Below are 20,941 nucleotides of genomic sequence, written 5' to 3'. Positions count from 1 at the left end.
CGGGTTCAGGGTATTCGAATGTTCGGGTCTGCTTAACAGAAGCGAACATTCACATCTGCCTTTCTACTTCCACCGCGCTCCTAGGATTATTACCCGGTTAATTACTTAGTGGTATTCGTCGGTGGTTAACCGACTAATACGACAATGAAAACGCAACTCGACCCTATCGACACCGCACTTCTCGTCGTCACGTCGATGACGGGATTCATCGTCACTGGCATCGGTTCGTTCGACCTCTTCGGCGTCAACTTCGCCGAAACCGTCTGGACTGTCTCGGGCATCTCGCTCAGTACCGCGTGGGTGCTTGGCTTCGCCGCCATCGTCCTGACGGTCGCCACGAACGACAACACCTCTCTCGGCTCGCTCCGGGACGACGTTCAGAACCTCGACCAATACTACGCGGGGGCCGTCTTCGGGACGCTCGCGCTCATGATTGGCTGGGTTGTCTTCCCCTCGACCGTCGCCCACTTCTTCCAGTCGGCGGACCTGTGGGGACTCGTCTACGTCGGCACCGTCACCTCCGGACAGTTCGTCATGGGCTGGATTCTGTGAGGAAAGCATGATACTACGAAGACTACTGCCGGGTATCCTCCGGCACGAATCCGACGGCGCGACGGACCGAGAGGTTCGCCGGGCCGTCACGGAGGTGGACCAATGCGACGACTGACTCGACAAACGCTGTCGGTCCTGCTGGCGTTCGCCGTGGTCGGCACGGCCGCGGGCGGCGCGCTCGTCTACGACGGGCCTGCCTCGCCGGTCCAAGAGGCAGAGGCAGGGGCGGTTACTGACACGGCGGTGAGTGTCGGTATCGCCCTCGGTTCGGTGGCTACGTGTGCCGTCACGGACTGTCTAACCGGCACACAGGCCGCCAACGAACTCGCGGGCCTCGACGCCCAAGAGACGCATCAGCAGATGTACTATCAGGCTGAAACGATGCGCCAGCAGGCCGACCTGCAGGCCACGGCGATTCAGAACAACGCCGAGGCTGGCTCGTCCATCGCCCGGAGCGAGGGCAAAAACGCAATCATCCGCTCGCTGGACGAGGGCAAGAGTACCGCTGAAGCCAAAACCGACGGCATCGACACCTCCGAAGACTGGTACTCTCGCCAACAGGCCGAACTCATCAAACAGAACGACATCATCGTCGAGACTGTCGCCAATCAGGCCGCCCGCTGGGAGTCGTCCAACGCCACGGGCGGGACCAGTAACATCTTCAGTCAACTCACGACTGACGACTGGCCCACTCCGAACACCACCACCGCACAAGTCGAGCTACTGAACGGCTCGAAGGCCGAGATGAAACTGCTGGTTCTCACGACCGGAGCCACCGACGCCCCCCTCGCAGGCTCCGGCATCCCTACGCAATTCTCTGAATTGAAGGCTCTCGACCCGGACGGCAACGGCGAGCATCACACAATCTGGTACTCGTCAAACAGCAACAAGAGCCTCACTGCCTCGTGGGAAAAACTGAAAAATCAAGAGGCGACCACCGAACAGGAACTCGACGCCTTCGCCGACCGCGCGTATGATGCCGTCCAGAACGGCGAAATCAGCCCTCAAGACCTCATCGACCCAACGCTTCAGGCTGAACAGTACAGCCCCGAAGACGACACCTCGACGTGGGCTATCTCGACGCTCCGGGCCGCAGGCGCGAAAACGCCCCTCAGCTTGGCCAACACGACCGTCATGAACGTCTCGGTCAACGGGTCGGTCAAACAGGGCATCCTCATGTCCGACGGGTTACCCTCGGGAAACGAGTTCCAGCTTGGTCAACAGTACGACCCGGCGACTCTTGAGGGCATCCAGTATCTCGTGACTGACGACGGCACGGAGACCATCAACAGTCCGTTCACCATCCAGTCCCGGCAACTTCCCGACGGGTCGAGTGACCGGAACGGCTCCGTCGCCTACGAAACCGCGGACTGGAACACATCCAGCATCAACGGCTACGCCGCCAAGATGGACGCCTACGCCAATCGGTCCGCCGCAATCAACCAGCGACAACAGGAGATTCGAGAGGGGAGCGACGGCCTTCTCGGTGGCCTATTCGGCGGCGGCGGTGGTCCCAGTCCCATCATCATCGGCGTGCTTGCCCTCGGCGGCGGGTACCTCCTCGTCCGGTCGAGAGAGGGCAATAGCGGCGGTGTGACCATCAACCGCATCCCGGACGAAATCCGGCGAAGACGCGACTAACACTACTCAACAATGCGTTTTTTCACACTCATCGCGGCGATTATCGTCACGTGTAGTATCGCCTCCGGCGCGGCCGTCGGACAGCCCGCGCCCGCCAACAACAGCACCGACTCGGGCGTCTCGGTTGACATCCCCGACACGGAGAACATCACGGCCGTCACGACGCCGACAGAGACGCCAACAGAGACGCCGACGCCAACGCCGACGCCCGAACCCCAACCGGAGACCGAGACGGACCGCAACGCCACTGCTGTCGTCGGCGGCGTCCGTGTCGTCGGGTCCGGCATGACCGACGACGGCCGCGGGTATCTCGACTTGGCACTTCCCGCCGACCACGGCGAGTCAGTCGATGTGACCGTCTACGACGCTGGTTGGCTGTCGGACGGGACCGGCGGCGAACCCGACCAGACCGAACGGACGCTCGACCCCGGCGACGAGATACGCGTCGGCGTCGACGTGACGAAGGCCAACGGACAGGCCGCCGTTGCGGTCTCCGTCGAAGGGTCGGCCGCCCCGTGGGGCACTATCGTCAGCGCATCGAACTCGTGGTTCGACGGCCCCCCGACGTGGAGCGAGACGCGACTGGCCGCTCTCGGCGGTTTCGCTGGCGGCGTCTCCATCGTTATGGTCCTCTCGCGCCGTGAACTCGACAGCGAACACAAGGAGGTGCGCCGTATCCTATGACGGACTCACACGACGTTCCGGACGATTCAGCGGGGTACACGTGGCGGGAGTTCTTCGAGGGCGTGCTGGCGGCGTACTCGACGTGGATAGGACTCGGCTCCGTCGGCGTCCTCGCGGCGGTATGGTACTTCGGTATCTCGCTCCCGTCAGTCCCGCGTCCGCTCGTCATCGCCGGACTGTCCTGTGGCGCGGGCGTCGGCCTCGGCTACCTGCCCGCCAAGAAGGTGATTTCGTGGCTCAAAACGATTCGCTGGATATTCCTTCTCGTCGTCAAGGAGGGCGGTGACGGCATCGAACTGTGGACATTCACGCCCGACTCGTGGGCCGAAGTCGAAGTCGTAGAGGGGGAGTTGTACCAGCCCGACGCTATCGTTGAGGTGTACGAGTGTACCAGCTTCGACCGCGAGAGCATGACCGCCGAAGCGACGTGGCGCGGGTCCGCCCGGCCGCTGGAACTCGTCGCGGACCGGGAGCGTATCGCTGAAATCCGCGAGACCCTCGAAGAACGCGCCCAGCAGGGTATCGCCCTTCGGATGCGGCTCGCCGGTATCGTTCGCTCGGCACTCGACGACATCCTCAACGACCTGATTGGGGAAGTCGAGTCGGCGTCTATCTACTCCGGCGAGAACATCGAGCGGGCCGTCGAGGATGCACTCGGCGACGAAGCCGACCCGCAGAAGCTCATGGAGAGTGCCGACGGCGAACAGGTGGCACAGAACGGAGAAAGCACGGGGCCGTCTGAGAACGGTGAGACGCCGCGAGAATCGGCCACTGTTACGGAGGGTGCGGAATGAGCAACGACGGCGAACAGACGACATACGCGGCCGCGTTCCTCCGTGAGCGCATCCGCTCGGGCGACGTAGACGAGACTCACCCTCACGCTGGGATGGTTCCCCGAGACGGTCCGCGGGAGCTACTGAATACGCTCGCCACAGCCTTCGACTCAACCCAACACACCGGCATGAACGACGTAACGGAGAGCGAACTGTACCAGACTATCCTCCGGAACGAAGGGACCGACACCCTCACCGACGCCGTCACCGAGGGGAACGTCTCGCAGATGCAGTACGGCATCGGTCAGGTAGACCACGAGAAAGACGCCGGGAGCGGTGCGTACCGTGCGTGGTTGCATCCGACGCTCGTCTCTGAGGCGACGGTGATGTTCGTTACCGGCGGGATGAACGCCGGGAAGACCGACTGGGGCCACGGCGCGGCCGACGAGTGGCACATGATTACCCGCGGTCGGATTCTCTCGAATCTCGAATCCGCTGCCGAACGGAACGACCGCGTGGAACACGTCGAGACATACGAACAGGTCGAGACGCTATTCAAGAAGTCCCGAGACCACTTCTTTTTGCTCGTAGACGAGACTGGTCAAGGACTGACCGGCACGGGTACAGACAAGCAGAAGGCCGACGTTCTCGCGTCGTTGCTCAAGCTCGTGCGGAAGGGGGACGCCCCGCCGGGGACGAAGCGTTGTATCTGTTTCATCGGTCAGACAATCAAGGACTTGGACAAAGACCTCCGCCGCCTCGTCGCTCAGACCGGCGCGTTCGTTCACAAGCCCTCGAAGAAGAAGCTCGAAGTCTACGGGGACAGTCTCGTGAGTTCCAGTGCTGAAATCCAATCCACAAGCCCAGAACAGACCTTCAACGGCATCCCGAAGTCGAGAATTACCTTCGACACCACCGAGGAACCCACCTTCGACATGAGCGGCGCGCTCGAAGACGGTGACAGCCGCAACCCCGACGACGTGGAAAACGAAATGAAGGAACAGCACGCTCAACGTCTGAGAGACGAAGGTATGAGCGGTACGGACATAGCTGAAATCGTCGGAATGTCGAAAACGTGGGTGTACAACCACACGGAAAAGCCCGACGGCGAATAGCCGCGCCGTCTGCCACTCTCTCCCGGTTCCACTTCCACCCCCGCGTATATTCTCATAATAATACGCGCCCATGAGGGGTTTTCTCGGAACCGCGGGGGTGGGCTTTCCCGGTTCCGGCCCGGATTAGAACTGTCCTCGTCGCATCCGGCGTATCCAGAGAGCCATTCCCCCCAACAACAGTGTACCGGCGAACCCTCCGACGAGGCACGCCAGCAGGAACGGGAGGAGGGCCGCCGGGTCGCTCCCGGCCGCCGCGGTCGTCGTGTGGCCGACGTGGAGCGGCGTCACGCCGACCCCTCCGTTCCGGTGCGACACTCCCAGCACGTCGAGACGCCGCCGTACAGCGTGGCCGTACAGCCCGGCGTCTCACACTCGGTCGCTGTCGTGTCGAGTGAGATGGGTTCCTCGCCGCCCTCCTGCTCGTCGTCGTCGGCGTCGTCTCCTGTCACCTCGTCGCCACAGATGGGGCACTCGGTCCCGGCCGACAGCAGGCCGTGTTTAGACTCACAGCCCGCCCCTCCCGACTGTGGGACTGGCGTCCACTCCGTATCGGCCCCATCATACACGCGCTCTCGCGGCGTCTCGTAGACGTTCAACGACTGCCGTCCGTGTTCCATCCGCACGTACCCCGCCCGCATCAGCGGCTTGATAACCCGCGAAACCACGGCTTCGCTGTCGATTTGGGTCCGCTGTGCCAGTTGTGACTCGGCTACCTCCTTGCCGATAGTCCCGGCCGCCGGGCCGTCGGTCGGCATCGACAGGTCCAACAGAGTCAGCAAGCCACGCCGCTGTAGGTCCGTCAGCCCATCCGTGTCCGTCTCCGGGCCGTCGACGTGCGACCGGAGGGCTTCGCGGACGAGTTCGCTCTTGTTGTCGGCGTCCTGTAGCAGGTCGTCAATCTCGCCGTCGGCGCGGATAGTGTGGCGAGTCACGCCGACCACCACCCGCGGCCAGCGTGTGCGCGCCCCCTCGTGCGCGTCCCCCCTATTTTCCACGTGCCGGAGCGCACGGGGGGGCCACCGATGTGACACCCCCACGGGGGGAGTATGACACGGGACCGAATGGCCGCCTTGAGGCTACTCCGGACCGATTTCAGCAGATTCGCCGGTATGACACGCAGAACTCGTGTCATACCTCGACCCCCAGTTTCTCCCGCGCCCACCCCAGCAGGTTCCCGACCGTGCCGGGAGACCGACCGGACCGACGCGCGTACTCACGGACGCCGACACCGCCACAGTCGCAGGTGAGGTACGCGTCGAGTTCGGCCGCGGTGAGAGCGTCGTAGGCGTCTCTCTCGCCCGGTACGTCGAGCAAGAGCCACGCCGGGGGCGTGCGGTACTCGCGTCCCGTTTGGAGGTGTGTCACGTCGATGCGTCCCCGGACCCACTGCCACCACAGCGAAGCGACGTGAGCGCACCAGTCGTGGTACTGGTAGCCGCGACACGAACAATCCGCGACGAGTGTCCGGCCCATCAGGGCGAACAGCACGCGGTGGTAGTCGTCGCTGTCGGAGAGGCGAACCATGCGTTCGGCGTCGTTGACCGGCCCACCGTGGTCCGTCTCGGTCTGTGCGCGCTTCCACGATGTCGAGAACGTGTAGTCCTCGGGGAACGACAGCGGGGACGGCCCGCGGAGTAGGTCCGGGCCGTCCTCGCTGGCCTGCCACTGACGGGGTTGGAGGCTCATGCCTCACCACACTCCGGACAGACCCGCCGCGGGATGCCGCCCCGACTGGTTTCCGTGACGAGTTTCGTACCGCAACTGCCGCAGTACCTCACGCCGCGACACCCCCGTTTTCCTTCGCGTGAGTGCCGGACGGCGAAGGGGTGGAATAGGAACCGTTAGTCACTCGCTCAGAACCGGCCTTTATTCGTCGGTGCCGAGCGATGTAACTACGCTTGTTGAGGTTGCTACCGCCGAAAAATCGGATACTTCGCAACGATGCGCGGGTTGGATGGACTCGCTGGGATTTGAACCCAGGGCCTCTTCCTTGCGAAGGAAGCGATCTACCGCTGATCTACGAGCCCGCAAAGCCCCGCGCGTGAGGGGGCGGTCGGGTTCCGACGATGGTGTGACCGAACGTCAGTTCAGTCCTCGAGGACAATCTCGATGGACACGTCGTTCGGAACTTGGATGCGCATCAGCTGTCGCAACGCCCGTTCGTCGGCGTCGATGTCGATGAGGCGTTTGTGGACGCGCATCTCCCAGTGTTCCCACGTCGCCGTCCCCTCGCCGTCGGGGGACTTGCGGGCGGGAACTTCCAGCGTCTTCGTCGGGAGCGGCACGGGGCCACTCAGCGTGACGCCCGTCTTGCTCGCGATGTCGCGAACGTCGTCACAGATGTCGTCCAAGTCCTCTGGACTCGTGCCGGCCAGCCTGACGCGAGCCTGCTGCATGCGTCAGGGTTCCTCGACGCTGAGGACCTTGCCAGCCGCGATGGTCTGACCCATGTCACGGATGGCGAAGGAGCCGAGTTCCTCGATTTCGGCCGAGGGTTCGATGCTGAGTGGTTTCTGCGGTCGGACGGTGACGACTGCAGCGTCACCCGACTGGATGAAGTCGGGGTTCTCTTCGGCGGTCTCACCGGTCGAGGGGTCGATCTTCTTGTCGATGGACTCGACGGTACAGGCGACCTGTGCCGTGTGAGCGTGGAAGACCGGCGTGTAGCCCGCGGTGATGACCGACGGGTGCTGCATCACGACGATCTGCGCCTGGAACGTCTCGGCGACGCTCGGCGGGTCCGAGGCCGGACCACAGACGTCACCGCGGCGGATGTCGTCCTTGCCGATGCCCCGAACGTTGAACCCGACGTTGTCACCGGGTTCGGCACTCGGGACTTCCTCGTGGTGCATCTCGATGGTCTTGACTTCGCCGCTCACGTCCGAGGGCTGGAACGAGACGTTGTCGCCCGTGTTGAGCGTCCCCGTCTCGACACGTCCGACCGGGACGGTCCCGATACCGGAGATGGTGTAGACGTCCTGAATCGGAAGCCGCAGGTCGGCGTCTGTCGGCGGTTCCGGCGCGGGCAGGTCGTTGAGTGCCTTGAGCAGGTTCGGTCCATCGTACCACGGCGTCTCGTCGGAGTCGTCGGCGACGTTGTCGCCCTCGAACGCCGAAATCGGGATGAACTTCGCGTCGTCGGGGTTGAACTGCACCTGCTTGAGCAGTTCCGTGACTTCGTCGACCGTCTCGCGGTAGCGGCCTTCCTCGTAGTCGACGAGGTCCATCTTGTTGACGCCGATGATGAGTTCGTCGATACCCAGCGTCCGAGCCAAGAACACGTGCTCTCGGGTCTGTGGCTGGACACCGTCGTCGGCCGCCACGACGAGGACGGCGTTGTCGGCCTGACTCGCGCCCGTGATCATGTTCTTCACGAAGTCGCGGTGGCCCGGACAGTCGACGATGGTGAACTCGTACTCGTCCGTGCTGAACTCTTGGTGGGCGATGTCGATGGTGACACCACGCTCTCGCTCCTCGGCGAGGTTGTCCATCACGTAGGCGAACTCGAAGCCGCCCTTGCCCTTCTCTTCAGCTTCTTCCTTGTGCTGTTCGATGACGTGCTCGGGTACACTCCCCGTCTCGTAGAGGAGTCGCCCGACCAGTGTGCTCTTCCCGTGGTCGACGTGGCCGATGATGGCCAAATTCTGGTGGCGTTCGTCGCTCATTGATTATCTCACGCGCAGAGGCGCTATATCGGACTCTTTTGGTGGTGGCAGTTAAAACCATTTCGATACCCCGTGTACATCGTCCGGCCGCCGTCTTGCGTTTTGACAGAGTGTCACACGATTCGACCCCGCCAGCGGCGGGTAGTTACCGCTCGGGGAGACGGCCCACGTCAGAGAGGACGGCCGTCGCCGTCTCCGGCCCACCGGCACCGCGACCGCTGAGGTTGAGTCGTCCCGCGCGCTCCGTCTCCAGTTGGACGATGTTCGTCGTTCCAGCGACGGCGAGGCTGCTCCCGTCGGGAACCAGCCGCGGACCGACCCGGACGGTGTCGCCCGACACCTCGCCGACGAGTCTGACGGTCCGGCCGTCGGCTCCCGCGAGTTCGAGCGCGCTTCCCGGCACGTCGGTGATGCCCTCGACTTCGGCATCCTCCAGCCGATAGGTCCGCTCGCCCTGTGCGAGGACGTTGGCGAGGATGACACACTTCAGCGCGGCGTCGGTCCCCTCCACGTCGAAGGCAGGGTCGGCTTCGGCGACGCCCATGTCCTGTGCCTCGGCGAGGACGTGTTCGTAGCCCAGTCCTTCGGCAGCCATCCGCGAGAGGACGAAGTTAGCCGTCCCGTTCAACACCCCGCGCGCCGCGGTGATGTTCCCCGGCCCGAAGTCCTCGACAGTCGAGAGGACGGGTATCGCGCCGCCGACCGTCGCCTCGAACCGAACCGAGCCGGCACTCTCGGCTTCGAGTTCCCGCACGTCGTCGTAGCGTTCGGCGACCGGCCCCTTGTTGGCGAGGACGACGTGGCGGTCACGCTCCAGCGCGGCGCGGACGTGCCCGAATCCGGGCTGTGCGTCGCCCAGCGTCGTCGGTGACGCCTCCACGAGAGCGTCGTACTCGGCGTCGAGCGCGGCGTCCGGTGCCTCGCTCCCGACCCGCCCCTCCTCGCGTTTCCGGTCGAGGAGCGCGTCGACGTCGATGCCGTCCGCGTCGGCGACGGCACTCGAGGAGTCGGCCACGGCCGTGACCGTGTGGCCGTACTCGCCCGCCAGTTCGGCGACGGACTGTCCGACGACACCGGCCCCGACGACGGCGAGTTTCATGCCTCACCTCCCGTCGTGAGGGGTTCGACGACGCGGAGGTCCTTCTCGGCGGCCACCTCGCGGATGGTGTCGAGGACCGCCGCCGTCTCGCCGCTCTGGGTGGCCAGTCGGAGTCGCGCGCTCGCACCGTTGTCGGTTCCCTGCGGTGCCGAGAGTGCCACGTCCGTCACGGACGCGTCGGTGCCGTCCTGAATGCGCGAGAGTGTGTTCGAGAGGTCCGTCTGGACGAGATTGCCAACCAACAGCAGCGTCAACTCCTCGCTGTAGCGTTCGGCACCGGCCTGAATGACGTTCACGCCGGCGTCCCGGAGCGCGTCGACGATGTCGTCGAACCGCTCCGGCGTCGCCTCCATGTCAACCTCGACCGGGATGTGACCCCGCGGTGTGAGGTTGCCCCGCTCGTGGAAGATGGACAGCAGGTTCCCGCCGTTGTTGGCGATAGGTTCGAGTGCCCGGAGCAGTTCGCCGGGTTCGTCGACCAGTTCGAGCCGGATGGTGTAGGCGTGGACTTCGTCGCTCACGCCCGGCTCACCCCCCGTCGGCCGTGGTTGACAGCACCGTCCTCGGTCATGCGTGCAACTCACGGACGGCCGGGTATAAAATTCAGTCGTTCGCGGCTCCGTCAGGGGTCGCCCGGTCAGTCTCGGACCCCATCCGGTCAGAGAGGAAGAGGAAGACGACGGCGACGGCTGAGACGGGTACCACGAGCGGGTTCACTGCCCCCACGATGGCGGCCGCGGACGGCCAGCGACCACCGCCCCCCTGAAACACCACCCACCCGCCGAACAGTCCCACCGCGGCGACGACACAGAGGAGAACCGCGACGGCTGGGGCACCGACGTTCACTGCGGCACTCACGAGCGACCCGTTCACGAGCGTGGCCGCTTCCCCGTACCGTTCGATAGCGACAGCGAGGAGCCACTGCCAGACGGCATCGTTGCCAGTCAGCGACGCGAGCCACAGACCGGTCCCGAGGTTCACCGCACCGCCGAAGACGAGGGTGACACCGGCACCCCGTGCCAGCAACGGCGACCAGTCAGTCATCGTCCCCAACCCACCACTGCAGGCCGGTCCGGGATACACGTCGGCCCGACATCGACCGGAGCTATCGGGACCAGTTCACATATATGTTCGTTCCACACCCCGCAACATTCATGCACACAGACGGCACAATGGAAGGAAATGCGGTTCCGGAGGAGTGCAGGGTTGGTCTTCCTCGTCGTCGTCGGCGTCGCCGCGACGTTCGGCGTCCTCACGGCAGTCAACCCCGTCGCCGAGACGCCTGACACCGGGCAACCAACACGGTCGGCCCCGTCAGCCCCGTCAACTCCGGACACTGACAAAAACCGCGGCACCGGTACCACGCGGGTCGGTGCGACGGGCGTGCAAAGTCGCCAAACGACCGCGGGAGGCGTGTACGGCGGACAGCAGGACCAACAGACGAGTACTCCAAACCCCATCGAGAGCTGGGACGCACTGTCCGAGCCACAGCGCGACTCGGGCATCCAGTTCAGAGAGGTTGCCGACTCGCGGAGCCTGTCGTACGAGGCCGTGACGACCTACGATTCCCAACAAGAGTTCGTCAGCAACTCGGGTGCGTACGTCGCCGACTACGACCGCGACGGGTGGCCCGACCTGCTCCTCGTCGGCGGTGACCGTCCCGTTCTCTTTCACAACCGGAACGGGTCGTTCGAGCGTACCGACCGTCTCGCCGGCCTGAACCGCACGATACAAAGTGCCGTCTTCTTCGACTACGACCGCGATGGGTGGCCCGACCTCTTCCTGCTGGCTAACTACGACCGTCCCGTCGTCTTCGAGAACGAAAACGGACGTTTCACCCGGCGTGACGTCGGCCTGCCGGAGCTGTCGATGCCGTACGCGGCGACGGCGGGCGACTACGACGGCGACGGCTGTCCGGACCTCTTCCTCGCCCAGTACGGCGACTGGCGGGACAGCTCACCCGGCGGCTACCTGGACTACAACGTGACCCTCGACTCTGACACCGCCTATCAGAACCGCCTGTTCGACGGCGACTGCACGTCGTTCTCGGACGCCACGTCCGGGTCGGGCGTGACGGGGTCGGGATGGACGCTGGCCACCTCCAGCGTCGACTTCGACGGTGACGGTGACCTCGACGTGTACGTCTCGAACGACTACAATCAGGACGTGTTCTACCGGAACACCGGCGACGGCACCTTCCGCCGCGAGCGACAGGGCGAGGTCACCAACCGCAACGGGATGGCCGCCGAGGTGACCGACGTGAACGGCGACGGGTCGCCCGACGTGTTCGTCACCAACATCTTCTTGACCGACGCGGTAGCGGACGAGTTCCCCGACGACAACGACCACCTCCACGGAAACTCGCTCATGGTCAACGACGGCGACGGTACCTTCCGTGAGCGGGCGGCCGAGTACGGCGTCCGTCGCGGTGGACAGGGGTGGGCGACGGTCATCACGGACCTCGACAACGACGGTGACGCGGACCTCGTCCACGCGACGAGACAGTTCTCTCGGTACTTCGTCGGCGACGAGTTGCGCAACGCCGACAGCGTCTTCCGGTTCTACCGCTACCCCGTCGTCCGAGAGCGAGTCGACGATGGGTTCGAAGCCGTCCGTGCCGACGACGCCGGGTTCGAACAGACCGACGGCCGTGGACTCGCACACTTCGACTTCGACCGGGACGGCGACGCCGACCTTCTCGTCGCCGACGCCGACGGCCGCTTCCGCCTCTACGAGAACGTCGGTGCCGATGGCGGCGCGGTGCAGGTGACGCTCCGGGCCGACGACCGCCCGACCCTCGGCGCGACTGTGACGCTCACCACCGACGGCACCGAGCAGACCAAGTTTCGGACCACGGAGACGGACCTCCTCTCACAGGACACCCGCACGCTCCACTTCGGCGTCGGGGACGCCGACAGTGCAACCGTAACCGTCGCCTGGCCCGACGGCGCGACGACCCGCTACACCGACCTCACTGCCGGACACCGATACGTCCTCGGCCCGGACGGCGTCGAGCGTCGCCTGCCGTTCGTGGCAGGGGACGACGACGCCTGAAATCGAGTCGTTCGCCTGCCGACCTCAGGCCGACGGGTCGGCTGGCGGTAACGCCCGCAACTCACGGGGCGGAATCAGGAGGTTCGTTCTGCTGGTCGCTTCGATGTACCCCCGGATGCCGTCGTCGTCATCGGCGACGCCGTAGGACTCGTTCATCGCCTGCCGAACCTCGACGAACCGCTCGATGCGTCGCTGCAGTGCGGTGAAGTTGAACCCAGGAGTCTCGGCGTCCGTCGAGACGCCCTCGGACCGGCGGAGCATCGTCGGTTCGAAGTTGTCGTCGCGGGCGGCGGCGACCTTCTGTGAGTGGCCGACCACGCCGTACTCCTCGGCGTCAGCCTCGGTCCGGTCGACCGTCTCGCGCGTGACACCGCTGTCCCCCGCCAGTTGTCGCCCCACCTCCCCCACCTCCTCGGCGGAGTGGTGGGGACTGAACATCTGCTCGCGGCGCTGGTCGTCGGGGTTGTCGTACCACCGGTCGAGGTCCAACTCCAACCGCGAGACGTGCTGTGTGGTACCACCGGCGAACGGCCCCGATTGGATGGTGACGCGGTCTTCGGTCGCCTGTCCGTCGCGGTAGTTCGACTTGAACCCCATCGAGAGCGGCGACGACTCTGGCACGTCGTCGGTGTCGAGTCGCTCGTCCGGGAGCCCCGGCCCGATAAACCCGGTGCGGCGTTCGACTCGTTCGAGTATCCCCTCGAAGGAGGCAGACGTGCCGACACCGTTGACCGAGTCGAGGTTGCCGCGGAGTGCCTCTTCGGCGGCGAGGAGGACTTGTACGTGATCGCTGACGAGCACCATCCCCACCTCGTGAGACGCCGCCCTGTCGGTCGGTTCGTCGATGCGGTCGAGAGTGTCCGCGGGACGTGGCAACGGGACCGGCAGGTCCCCTTCGTACCGGTCGAAGTACGACGGCGCGTAGCCGACGGTGAAGAGCAGGCCCGGGGCCTCGCGCCCCGCCGAACTGTACGGGTTGGCACCGCCGTTGCCCGGTTGGTACGCGCGTTCGAGGTCCCGGAGCGTCGCCTCGACCTGTTCACGCTCTGCGTCCGTGGGCACACCGTCGCCCGCGTAGTCGAAGAACAGCAGCAACTGGTGTTCCGGCAGGTCGACGTTCCCGTGGGCGTCCCGCGGGAGGAACTGGTTCCACGCGAACTGGCGGTCGGGGAGTCGGGACGGGTTCGACGGCCCCCGTGGCACGTCCGGCGTCCCACGCCGGTCGACGCAGGCACTCAACGCACCCCCACCCCCGATTGCCAGTGCCGACTTCAGGAAGTCACGCCGCGAGAGTGCCGACAGCACCTCCGGCGAGGCGTGCGGACATGGCATTGCACGTCTAGAAATACTGGATGAAAATATACCTATCGGGCACTCGACTGGTAAAACCGAAGCGTCAGTTGCGGCGACGGAGCGACCGGTCTACGGCAGCACACGCTCGTACACCGCGTCTATCCGCGCGTTTATCGCCTCGCCCTGTTCGGGTGTCGTACCCCACGGGTTCCGCGAGAAGTAGTACATGCTGGCGAGGATGACGCCGACAGTCACCGGGAGTTGCTGGTCGGCGACGACGGTCCCCAGAAGGAACGTCGTGAGGCCAGCGATGAGACCACCGATGACGATGTCCAGTACCTGCGAGAGGAACGACATACCTAGCGTTGGTGGCGGTCGCTCCTAAATCTGGTCAAACGAAGCGAGCGAGCGTCCGCGTGCCGGCGGCGCGATGTTCACGTGACCGGATGAAACGAGGCCGCAGACGTTTTTGCAGTCGAGGTGCTCGCAGGCGGCGAAATCGCCGAGGATACCCCCGGCTGGAAACCGTGGATTAGAAGTAGTCGATAGCCTCGTGCAGTTCCGACTTCATGCCCTTCCGCTCGCGGATTTCGCCGATCTGTTCGGGCTGGAGGTTGTCGGCCATGACCTGGAACCCGGCGTTCTCGGTGTTCCACGACGCACGGCCTTCCGTGGCCGAGCGGATGTCACTGGAGAAGCCGATCATCTCCTCGACGGGCGCGATGCCCTCGACGACCATCAGGTCGCCCTCTTGGTACATGTCGTCGACGCGGCCACGACGGCCCTGAATCTCGCCGGAGGCCGCACCCATGTGGTCGTTGGGCACGTCGATACGGACCTCCTGAATCGGTTCGAGCAGGCGGATTTCGGCGTCGATGAGCGCGTTGTGGACGGCCTCCCGAACTGCGGGGATGACCTGTGCCGGTCCGCGGTGGATGGCGTCCTCGTGGAGACGGGCGTCGTGCAGGCGGATGAGCGCGCCCTGCACTGGTTCGGCGGCCAGCGGCCCGTCGTTGAGTGCCTCTTCGAGGCCCTCGATGACGAGTTCCATCGTCTCGTTGAGATGCTGAATCCCCTTCGTGTCGTCGATGAGGATGTTGGTGTTGTGGATGTGCTCGACCTCTTGGGCCGCGTCCTTGTCGAGGCCAGCCTCCATCAGTGCCTCGCGGCGTTCGAGTTCGGGCATGTCCATCGACGCGTCGCCGAGTTTGATGGTCTCGACGACGTCGTCGTCGAGGGGTTCGATGGAGATGTAGAACCGGTTGTGGCGGTTCGGCGAGATGCCCTCGACTTCACGGGAGGGCTGTTGCGGTGCCTCCCGGAAGACGACGATAGGTTCGCCGGTGTGGACCGGGATGCCCTGGTTGCGCTCGATGCGCTGGGTGATGACTTCGAGGTGGAGTTCACCCTGCCCGGAGATGAGGTGTTCGCCGGTGTCCTCGTTGATTTCGATTTGGATGGTCGGGTCCTCCTTGGAGACTTGCTGGAGCGTCTCGATGAGTTTCGGCAGGTCGTCCATCCGCTGTGCCTCGACGGACTTCGTGATGACCGGCTCCGAGATGTGTTCGATGGACTCGAACGGCGTCATTTCGACGCTGGAGACGGTCGAACCGGCGATGGCGTCCTTGAGGCCGGTGACGGCCGCGATGTTCCCGGCGGGCACGCGGTCGACTTCCTCGCGTTCGCCACCCATGTAGATGCCGACGCTCTGGATGCGGTTCTTGCCCGCAGTTCCGGAGACGTACAGCTCTTGGCCCTTCTCGATGGTGCCGGAGAAGACACGGCCGGCGGCGATTTCCCCGGCGTGGGGGTCGACGCCGATGTCGGTGACCATCAGGACGACTTCGCCGTCCTCGTCGACCAGCCGCATCGTGTCGGCGAGGTCGGAGTCGGCGTCGCCACGCCAGACGCGCGGGATGCGCATCGGCTGGGCGTCGATGGGGTTCGGGAAGTGCTCACAGACCATGTCGAGCACCACGTCCGCGAGCGGCGTCCGCTCGTGGAGTTCCTGCCGCTTGTCTGCCTGTTCGAGGTCGATGATGTCGCCGAAGTCCATGCCGGTGCGCTGCATCGACGGCATGGAGACCCCCCACTTGTAGAGCGCGGACCCGAAGCCGACGGTGCCGTCCTCGACGGAGACAGTCCAGTCGTCGATGTCGTCCATCTCCTCGGTCATCCCGCGGATGAGGTCGTTCACGTCGCGGATGACCGCGGTCAGCCGTTCCTGCATCTCCTGTGGCCCCTCTTCGAGTTCGGAGATGAGGCGGTCGACCTTGTTGATGAACAGCGCGGGCTTGACACCCTCGCGGAGTGCCTGCCGCAGCACCGTCTCGGTCTGTGGCATCGCGCCCTCGACTGCGTCCACGACCACCAGCGCGCCGTCGACGGCACGCATCGCGCGGGTCACGTCGCCCCCGAAGTCGACGTGGCCGGGCGTGTCGATGAGGTTGATGAGGTGGTTCGTGTCCTCGTACTCGTGGGTCATCGAGACGTTCGCGGCGTCGATGGTGATACCGCGTTCCTGCTCGTCCTCCTCGGTGTCCATCGCCAACTGCTCGCCGGCCGTCTCGTCGGAAATCATGCCCGCACCGGCCAGCAGGTTGTCCGTCAGTGTCGTCTTGCCGTGGTCGACGTGAGCGGCGATGGCGATGTTCCGGATGTTCTCCGGCACGTCCATCAGCCGTTCACACTCCTGTACGATTTTCTTGCGTCGGCCCATTATACTCCCTCTTATCGCAAGCAGGGTCAAAAGTCACGTGGTTTGCCCCGGGGAGAGCGGCCGCCACAGAACGGTACTCAGCAGCGGACGTGTACGGGAACGCGAGCGATTTCGGACAGTCACCCGAAGCCAGCCCCGGCGAACTCCGGACCGTCCGACTCGGCGCGGCGGGGGTAGGTGCCCGGCCCGTCCGTTCCTGACCGGCGCAAAGGTCATACTCTGCTAACCCTTGCCATATAACATATGGATGTACGCGTGCAGGATGCCGGACCGACGGAGCCGTTCCTCTCGGCAGGGGACCTCTTCGAGACAGAGTACCGGCTCGACCGTCCCGTGACGGTACACGTCCACGACAGCCCCGACGAACGGACGTGGACCGGCCACACCGACGAGGCACACCACCTCCACATCTCCCGGCAAGCCGCCAGCAGCGCGATGGCCCGCGAACTCGCGCTCCACGAGTACGCGCACATGCACCGCAACGAACAGCACCACCCCTCACATACCCAATCGACCGAGGAGGCCCTCTATCTGGCACTCGCGGGACGGACCGTCGAACAGCGGAAGCTCACGCACTGCTACCAGATAGCGAACCACATGAAAGACATCTACGCCGACGACATCACGCTCTCTGTGGCTCCCGCCGACAAACTCGTCGCCTTCCTCGAATCGAGTCTGGCCACGGCAGTCGCGGACCGCCCGAACAGTCCGGCGACGTGGACGCGGCGGACGCCCGCGTCTGACCCGGAAATCACCGCCGTCAACGCCGCGTTCGCGCTCGCGCTGGTCGAACGCCACGACCTCGTCGACGACGACCACCGCCTCTACGACCTCGCACACGCCGCCGCCGAGGACGCCCCGAACGTCGGGTTCGAGGAGTTCCGACGACGGTTCCGCTCGCTCGCCCGCGACCCCGGCGAGAGCGAGTACCGGAAGGCACTCGTCGACGTGACGCGAGAGTACGCACTCGGCGGCGAACCGGCCGCCGACTGACGCCGCGTCCGTCACACGCAGCCGTGGCTGTGCGGACAGCCACGAACGCACACGCGGAGCGCGAAAAGGGTCGGTCGCCGCCGCGTCAGGAGTCGCCTTCCCAACTGAACTGCACCTCGTCGGACGGGTCGGTGGCCGTCTCCGTCTCGAACGTCGTCTGTTCCTCGGGTTGATTCCACGCGAGACAGAGGTTCCCGCCGAAGACGCCGATGAACATCCCGACGAGGTACCCGCCGAGCGCGCCGATGAGCGAGAGGAGCGAGAACACGATACCGGCGATGCCGAAGTAGCGCGCGAGGTCGGGGCGTGAGAGCGCGAACGCACCCGAGAGGAACATCCCGACTGCAAAGAGGAGTCCCGCGACGGTCCACCACGAACCGATGAGCGCGAGTTCCAGCGAGAACTGAATCGGTGCCCACGCCGTCAGCAGTCCGGCGAACATGAGGAGCGCGCCGCCCCAGAACGGCCGGTCCTCGCGCCACTCGTTGAACCGGTCGGTCCTCGCGAAAATCCGCCGCTGTATCGGCTCCGGGAACAGCCCCACCACGAACAGCCCCGCCTGAACGAATCTCGATCTGAGAGACATGTGTCTGTGGTATGTGTGTGCGTGTACTAAAAAAGCGAAGGTGGTCAGTTAGCAGTCAGCCGAACTTACGCACCGCGGTCGTTCGGCGCGCCGCCAACGTTGTAGGTACCATCGTCGTCTCCGTCGTACCAGACTTCGACGCCGAGGTTGTTCAGCGTAATCTGGCTGGTGACGAGGTACGCAGCCTGGATGTTAGCGTTCTCTAGGTAGACAGCAGCGTTGCTGGACGTACCCTGGGTCAGGCCGGACTGGGAACCGGTCAGGTCACTGACCGCGGCCTCCGAGTCGCTGGCGAGCCGGAAGTCCTGGTTCACGCTCTTGTTGGCCTTCAGCGTGAATGCGTTGTTGAGGTCGTTCGTGCTCTCCTCGTAGATGGTCAGGCCACTGAACGCACCAACGTCAGCTGACAGCGCGGGCGTTTTCAGGAGGATCGAATCGGCCGTGACCGTGTCGTTGGACGCGACGACAATCGACAGGTTGCCGCTGAGGCCACCATTATTGTTAGTGAGCTCACTAACGTCGATTTCCTTGACCAGCGCGAAGCCGGTAATCGTCGCGTTGTCCAGCTCGTTGACTGCCATCGGGTAATTGTCAGTTGTGGCCACGTCTCCGGAGTTCGAAGTCTGCGCGGAACCCGGGTACAGGATGAAGTTGTCCGCCTCGACGGTGTCTGCCTGCACCTGGAACCCACCGATGTTCGCGATGGGTGCTGCGAACGCCATGCCGGTACTCATGAACAGCATCCCGACGATGGCGACAACCCCAAGCGATGCGCCAGTACTCTTTGCGAGTGTATCTTTATCGTACATGTTTGCTTATCGTTCTGCACGCGTGGCACGACGAGTTCTCACGGTTCGACCCCCGAAACAGCCGACACGCGTGCAAGCGCCGGCCCCCAACACCACGGGACGCACGCCTACCGGTCTCCTCCCCGGAAGACCGGGTGAAGCGTGACTGTGGCTCTGCCACAGTGAGAGGGTCCGCCTCAACTCGTCTGTTCGTACCACGACGTTAGATAGAATACAAACTTATCCGTCTCAAGATTTCCCCGGATATGCACGGGGGTTTATAACAATCCTTCAGCACATACTCGGCACGCGTCACGCGAGGCTCCGAGACGCCACTCACGGGCGATGCTTCGGGAAATCGCAAGGAAAGGGGAGAGAGCCGCAACCGGACCGCAGGGGTCGGCGAGTTATCGCGCGGCGGCCGCGACGCGCTCTTTCTCTTCTTTCTGGTTGACGGCGTAGGTCTGCACGTCGTTGTCGGCCGCACCGATGAGTTGCTGGGCCAGTGCCGCCTCGGCGTCCGTCGTCGTCTTGAAGGAGTCGCCGTAGACGCCCTCGGCGAGGAACTTCAGGGCTTGGTCGACTCGCCGCTGGGGAGCCACGTCGACGGCCTTCGGGACGGAGATACCGCCGTACTTCAGGCGGACAGTCTCCTCGCGGGGCGCGCTGTGTTCCACCGCGCGCACGAGGACTTGGACCGGGTTCTCGTCGGTCCGGTCCGCGATGATGGCGAACGCCTCGCGCACGATGCGCGTCGCCTGCTGTTTCTTCCCGGTGTTCTCGTCGGTCTGCATCAGGCGGTTGGTGAGCCGCTCGACGATGCTGATTTCGCTCTTCTTGAACTGCTTGGTGGCGTGTCGCCCCATCGTGTGCGCGATGGGCGTGACCGTGATGTACCGCTCCGTACTCGGGTCCTGATACTCGATGTCGGTCACGTCGTACTCGCCGAACAGCTGTGCGGGAGCACTCTCTTCCTCGTCGGTGCCGGCAGGCGCGTCCGGCTCGGGTGCGTCGCTGGACATGTTATCGCACCGGTTTCTCCGCGTTGCCTCGCACGAGTTCGATGAGCGAGACGCCGTTCACTTTCTCGACTTTGTAGTTCACGCCCGAGAGGTCACCCATCGCACGACCCTTCGCCCCACCGATACCGGCGATGGTAACCTCGTCGTGTTCGTCGATAAAGGAGATAGCACCGTCGCCCGGACAGAAGGCAGTCACCTGTTTGCCGTTCTTGATGAGTTGGACCCGGACGCACTTCCGCACTGCCGAGTTGGGCTGTTTGGCCTCGACCGCTGTCTTTTCGAGCACGATACCGCGTCCCTGCGGGGCCCCTTCGAGGGGGTCGGACTTCTCGCGGAGTCCCCGCTCCCGGCGCGCGTACTTCGAGTCGGACCACCGGTGCTGCTGGCGGTCTTTGCGAAGCTTGCGCGCGGCGTATTTGCCGTTCGCCATAGTACACGTTCGTATCCTGTGAAGGTACTTAAACTCCCTCTTTCGCACCCGGCGGCCGTGTGGCACACTCACAGTCCGCCGGACGGCGATACGGGTGTGGCTCAGGTGAGTTGGATGTCGTCCACGTCGAAGTGCCGGGCAGCGAGCGTCCGTGCCGCCTCGATGTTGCGCCCGTCGGTACCGATGGCGACGCCGGTGTCGTCGTGGTCGACTTCGGCGTAGGCGACGGTGTCGTCGTTCTCGCTGATGGTGACGTTGTAGACGGCCGCGGGCGCGAGCGCGTTGGCGACGAACGCCTCGGCAGTGTCGGCGTCCTCGACGAGTTCGACCCGCTGTCCGACCTGTGACTCGATGTGGTCGACGTGTTTCCCTCCCGGACCGATGGCCTCACCCATCTCGCCGGCTTTCACGACGAAGATGACGCGGTCGTACGTCTCGTCGACCACGCAGTCCCGAATCGTGACGCCGACTTCGTCCTCGAACAGCGCGATGTAGCGACGCTCTCGGTCGGAGAGGGTGACCGTCAT

At 64.6% G+C, this 20,941-nt stretch carries 23 protein-coding genes and 1 tRNA gene; 7 read left to right on the top strand and 17 right to left on the bottom strand.

What is annotated here, in order from left to right; genetic code table 11:
• Positions 1-144: 144 nt before the first annotated feature.
• From MUG95_RS10210 to MUG95_RS10190, 5 genes are all read left to right on the top strand, one after another.
• A complete protein-coding gene (locus MUG95_RS10210) occupies positions 145-552 on the top strand; it encodes a DUF8023 family protein (protein ID WP_247006331.1) in 408 nt (135 codons plus the stop codon).
• 102 nt (positions 553-654) lie between these two features.
• Positions 655-2,193, top strand: a complete 1,539-nt coding sequence (locus MUG95_RS10205; protein ID WP_247006330.1) for an Env/VP5 family phage fusion protein — start codon at positions 655-657, stop codon at positions 2,191-2,193.
• Between the two features lie 12 nt (positions 2,194-2,205).
• Positions 2,206-2,877, top strand: coding sequence for a DUF8063 family protein (locus tag MUG95_RS10200; RefSeq protein WP_247006328.1), 672 nt, complete (start codon positions 2,206-2,208; stop codon positions 2,875-2,877).
• The gene (locus MUG95_RS10195; protein WP_247006326.1) at positions 2,874-3,671 is read left to right on the top strand and encodes a DUF8125 domain-containing protein; all 798 of its coding nucleotides are present in this window, start codon (positions 2,874-2,876) and stop codon (positions 3,669-3,671) included. The genes MUG95_RS10200 and MUG95_RS10195 overlap by 4 nt, the downstream gene beginning before the upstream one ends.
• Positions 3,668-4,765 carry a helix-turn-helix domain-containing protein gene (locus tag MUG95_RS10190; RefSeq protein ID WP_247006324.1) on the top strand — a complete coding sequence of 366 codons (1,098 nt, stop codon included), beginning with the start codon at positions 3,668-3,670 and terminating at the stop codon, positions 4,763-4,765. The genes MUG95_RS10195 and MUG95_RS10190 overlap by 4 nt, the downstream gene beginning before the upstream one ends.
• Before the next feature lie 123 nt (positions 4,766-4,888).
• Here MUG95_RS10190 and MUG95_RS10185 read toward each other — a convergent pair whose 3' ends face one another.
• The 9 genes from MUG95_RS10185 to MUG95_RS10145 all read right to left on the bottom strand — a co-directional run bounded on the left by MUG95_RS10185 (position 4,889) and on the right by MUG95_RS10145 (position 10,573).
• The gene (locus MUG95_RS10185) at positions 4,889-5,053 is read right to left on the bottom strand and encodes a hypothetical protein (RefSeq protein ID WP_247006322.1); all 165 of its coding nucleotides are present in this window, start codon (positions 5,051-5,053) and stop codon (positions 4,889-4,891) included.
• Positions 5,050-5,697 (bottom strand): hypothetical protein, encoded by a 648-nt coding sequence (locus tag MUG95_RS10180; protein ID WP_247006320.1) that lies wholly within the window; start codon positions 5,695-5,697, stop codon positions 5,050-5,052. The genes MUG95_RS10185 and MUG95_RS10180 overlap by 4 nt, the downstream gene beginning before the upstream one ends.
• 196 nt (positions 5,698-5,893) lie before the next feature.
• Positions 5,894-6,451, bottom strand: coding sequence for an SWIM zinc finger family protein (locus MUG95_RS10175; protein ID WP_247006318.1), 558 nt, complete (start codon positions 6,449-6,451; stop codon positions 5,894-5,896).
• A gap of 269 nt (positions 6,452-6,720) precedes the next feature.
• Positions 6,721-6,792: transfer RNA gene (locus MUG95_RS10170), tRNA-Ala, on the bottom strand.
• A 60-nt stretch (positions 6,793-6,852) separates the two neighbouring features.
• Positions 6,853-7,161 (bottom strand): 30S ribosomal protein S10, encoded by a 309-nt coding sequence (gene rpsJ, locus MUG95_RS10165; RefSeq protein ID WP_247006316.1) that lies wholly within the window; start codon positions 7,159-7,161, stop codon positions 6,853-6,855.
• 3 nt (positions 7,162-7,164) lie between these two features.
• Positions 7,165-8,430, bottom strand: coding sequence for a translation elongation factor EF-1 subunit alpha (tuf, locus tag MUG95_RS10160; RefSeq protein WP_247006315.1), 1,266 nt, complete (start codon positions 8,428-8,430; stop codon positions 7,165-7,167).
• A 145-nt stretch (positions 8,431-8,575) separates the two neighbouring features.
• Entirely contained in the window at positions 8,576-9,529 is a 954-nt protein-coding gene (locus MUG95_RS10155) for a homoserine dehydrogenase (protein ID WP_247006313.1), read from the bottom strand.
• The gene (locus tag MUG95_RS10150; protein WP_247006312.1) at positions 9,526-10,050 is read right to left on the bottom strand and encodes an amino acid-binding protein; all 525 of its coding nucleotides are present in this window, start codon (positions 10,048-10,050) and stop codon (positions 9,526-9,528) included. Before MUG95_RS10150 ends, MUG95_RS10155 begins: the two co-directional genes overlap by 4 nt.
• 82 nt (positions 10,051-10,132) lie before the next feature.
• Positions 10,133-10,573, bottom strand: a complete 441-nt coding sequence (locus tag MUG95_RS10145; protein ID WP_247006310.1) for a hypothetical protein — start codon at positions 10,571-10,573, stop codon at positions 10,133-10,135.
• 138 nt (positions 10,574-10,711) lie between these two features.
• On the opposite strand from MUG95_RS10145, the gene MUG95_RS10140 reads away from it, so the two are divergent.
• Entirely contained in the window at positions 10,712-12,583 is a 1,872-nt protein-coding gene (locus MUG95_RS10140) for a CRTAC1 family protein (protein ID WP_247006308.1), read from the top strand.
• A gap of 24 nt (positions 12,584-12,607) precedes the next feature.
• Here MUG95_RS10140 and MUG95_RS10135 read toward each other — a convergent pair whose 3' ends face one another.
• The 3 genes from MUG95_RS10135 to MUG95_RS10125 all read right to left on the bottom strand — a co-directional run bounded on the left by MUG95_RS10135 (position 12,608) and on the right by MUG95_RS10125 (position 16,595).
• Positions 12,608-13,915, bottom strand: a complete 1,308-nt coding sequence (locus MUG95_RS10135; RefSeq protein ID WP_247006307.1) for a DUF7405 family protein — start codon at positions 13,913-13,915, stop codon at positions 12,608-12,610.
• A 90-nt stretch (positions 13,916-14,005) separates the two neighbouring features.
• Positions 14,006-14,233, bottom strand: coding sequence for a hypothetical protein (locus tag MUG95_RS10130; protein ID WP_247006305.1), 228 nt, complete (start codon positions 14,231-14,233; stop codon positions 14,006-14,008).
• Positions 14,234-14,408: 175 nt separating this feature from the next.
• Positions 14,409-16,595, bottom strand: coding sequence for an elongation factor EF-2 (locus MUG95_RS10125; RefSeq protein WP_247006303.1), 2,187 nt, complete (start codon positions 16,593-16,595; stop codon positions 14,409-14,411).
• Between the two features lie 243 nt (positions 16,596-16,838).
• Between MUG95_RS10125 and MUG95_RS10120 the strand changes: the two genes are divergently transcribed.
• Positions 16,839-17,588 (top strand): DUF5781 family protein, encoded by a 750-nt coding sequence (locus tag MUG95_RS10120; protein ID WP_247006302.1) that lies wholly within the window; start codon positions 16,839-16,841, stop codon positions 17,586-17,588.
• Between the two features lie 85 nt (positions 17,589-17,673).
• On the opposite strand, the gene MUG95_RS10115 is transcribed toward MUG95_RS10120, so the two are convergent.
• The 5 genes from MUG95_RS10115 to MUG95_RS10095 form a co-directional block, all read right to left on the bottom strand.
• Entirely contained in the window at positions 17,674-18,174 is a 501-nt protein-coding gene (locus MUG95_RS10115; protein ID WP_247006300.1) for a DUF6114 domain-containing protein, read from the bottom strand.
• Between the two features lie 65 nt (positions 18,175-18,239).
• Complete coding sequence (locus MUG95_RS10110; protein WP_247006293.1) at positions 18,240-18,983, bottom strand: hypothetical protein; 744 nt, start codon at positions 18,981-18,983, stop codon at positions 18,240-18,242.
• Positions 18,984-19,369: 386 nt separating this feature from the next.
• The gene (locus tag MUG95_RS10105) at positions 19,370-19,984 is read right to left on the bottom strand and encodes a 30S ribosomal protein S7 (protein ID WP_247006291.1); all 615 of its coding nucleotides are present in this window, start codon (positions 19,982-19,984) and stop codon (positions 19,370-19,372) included.
• Between the two features lies 1 nt (position 19,985).
• Entirely contained in the window at positions 19,986-20,414 is a 429-nt protein-coding gene (locus tag MUG95_RS10100) for a 30S ribosomal protein S12 (protein ID WP_247006289.1), read from the bottom strand.
• 101 nt (positions 20,415-20,515) lie between these two features.
• Complete coding sequence (locus tag MUG95_RS10095) at positions 20,516-20,941, bottom strand: NusA-like transcription termination signal-binding factor (RefSeq protein ID WP_247006287.1); 426 nt, start codon at positions 20,939-20,941, stop codon at positions 20,516-20,518.

The organism is Halorientalis litorea (assembly GCF_023028225.1).
In the GTDB taxonomy this organism is placed as follows: Archaea; Halobacteriota; Halobacteria; order Halobacteriales; family Haloarculaceae; genus Halorientalis; species Halorientalis litorea.
The sequence above is the reverse complement of the archived record's forward strand: the minus strand, read 5'-3'. Positions and strand labels throughout refer to the sequence as shown.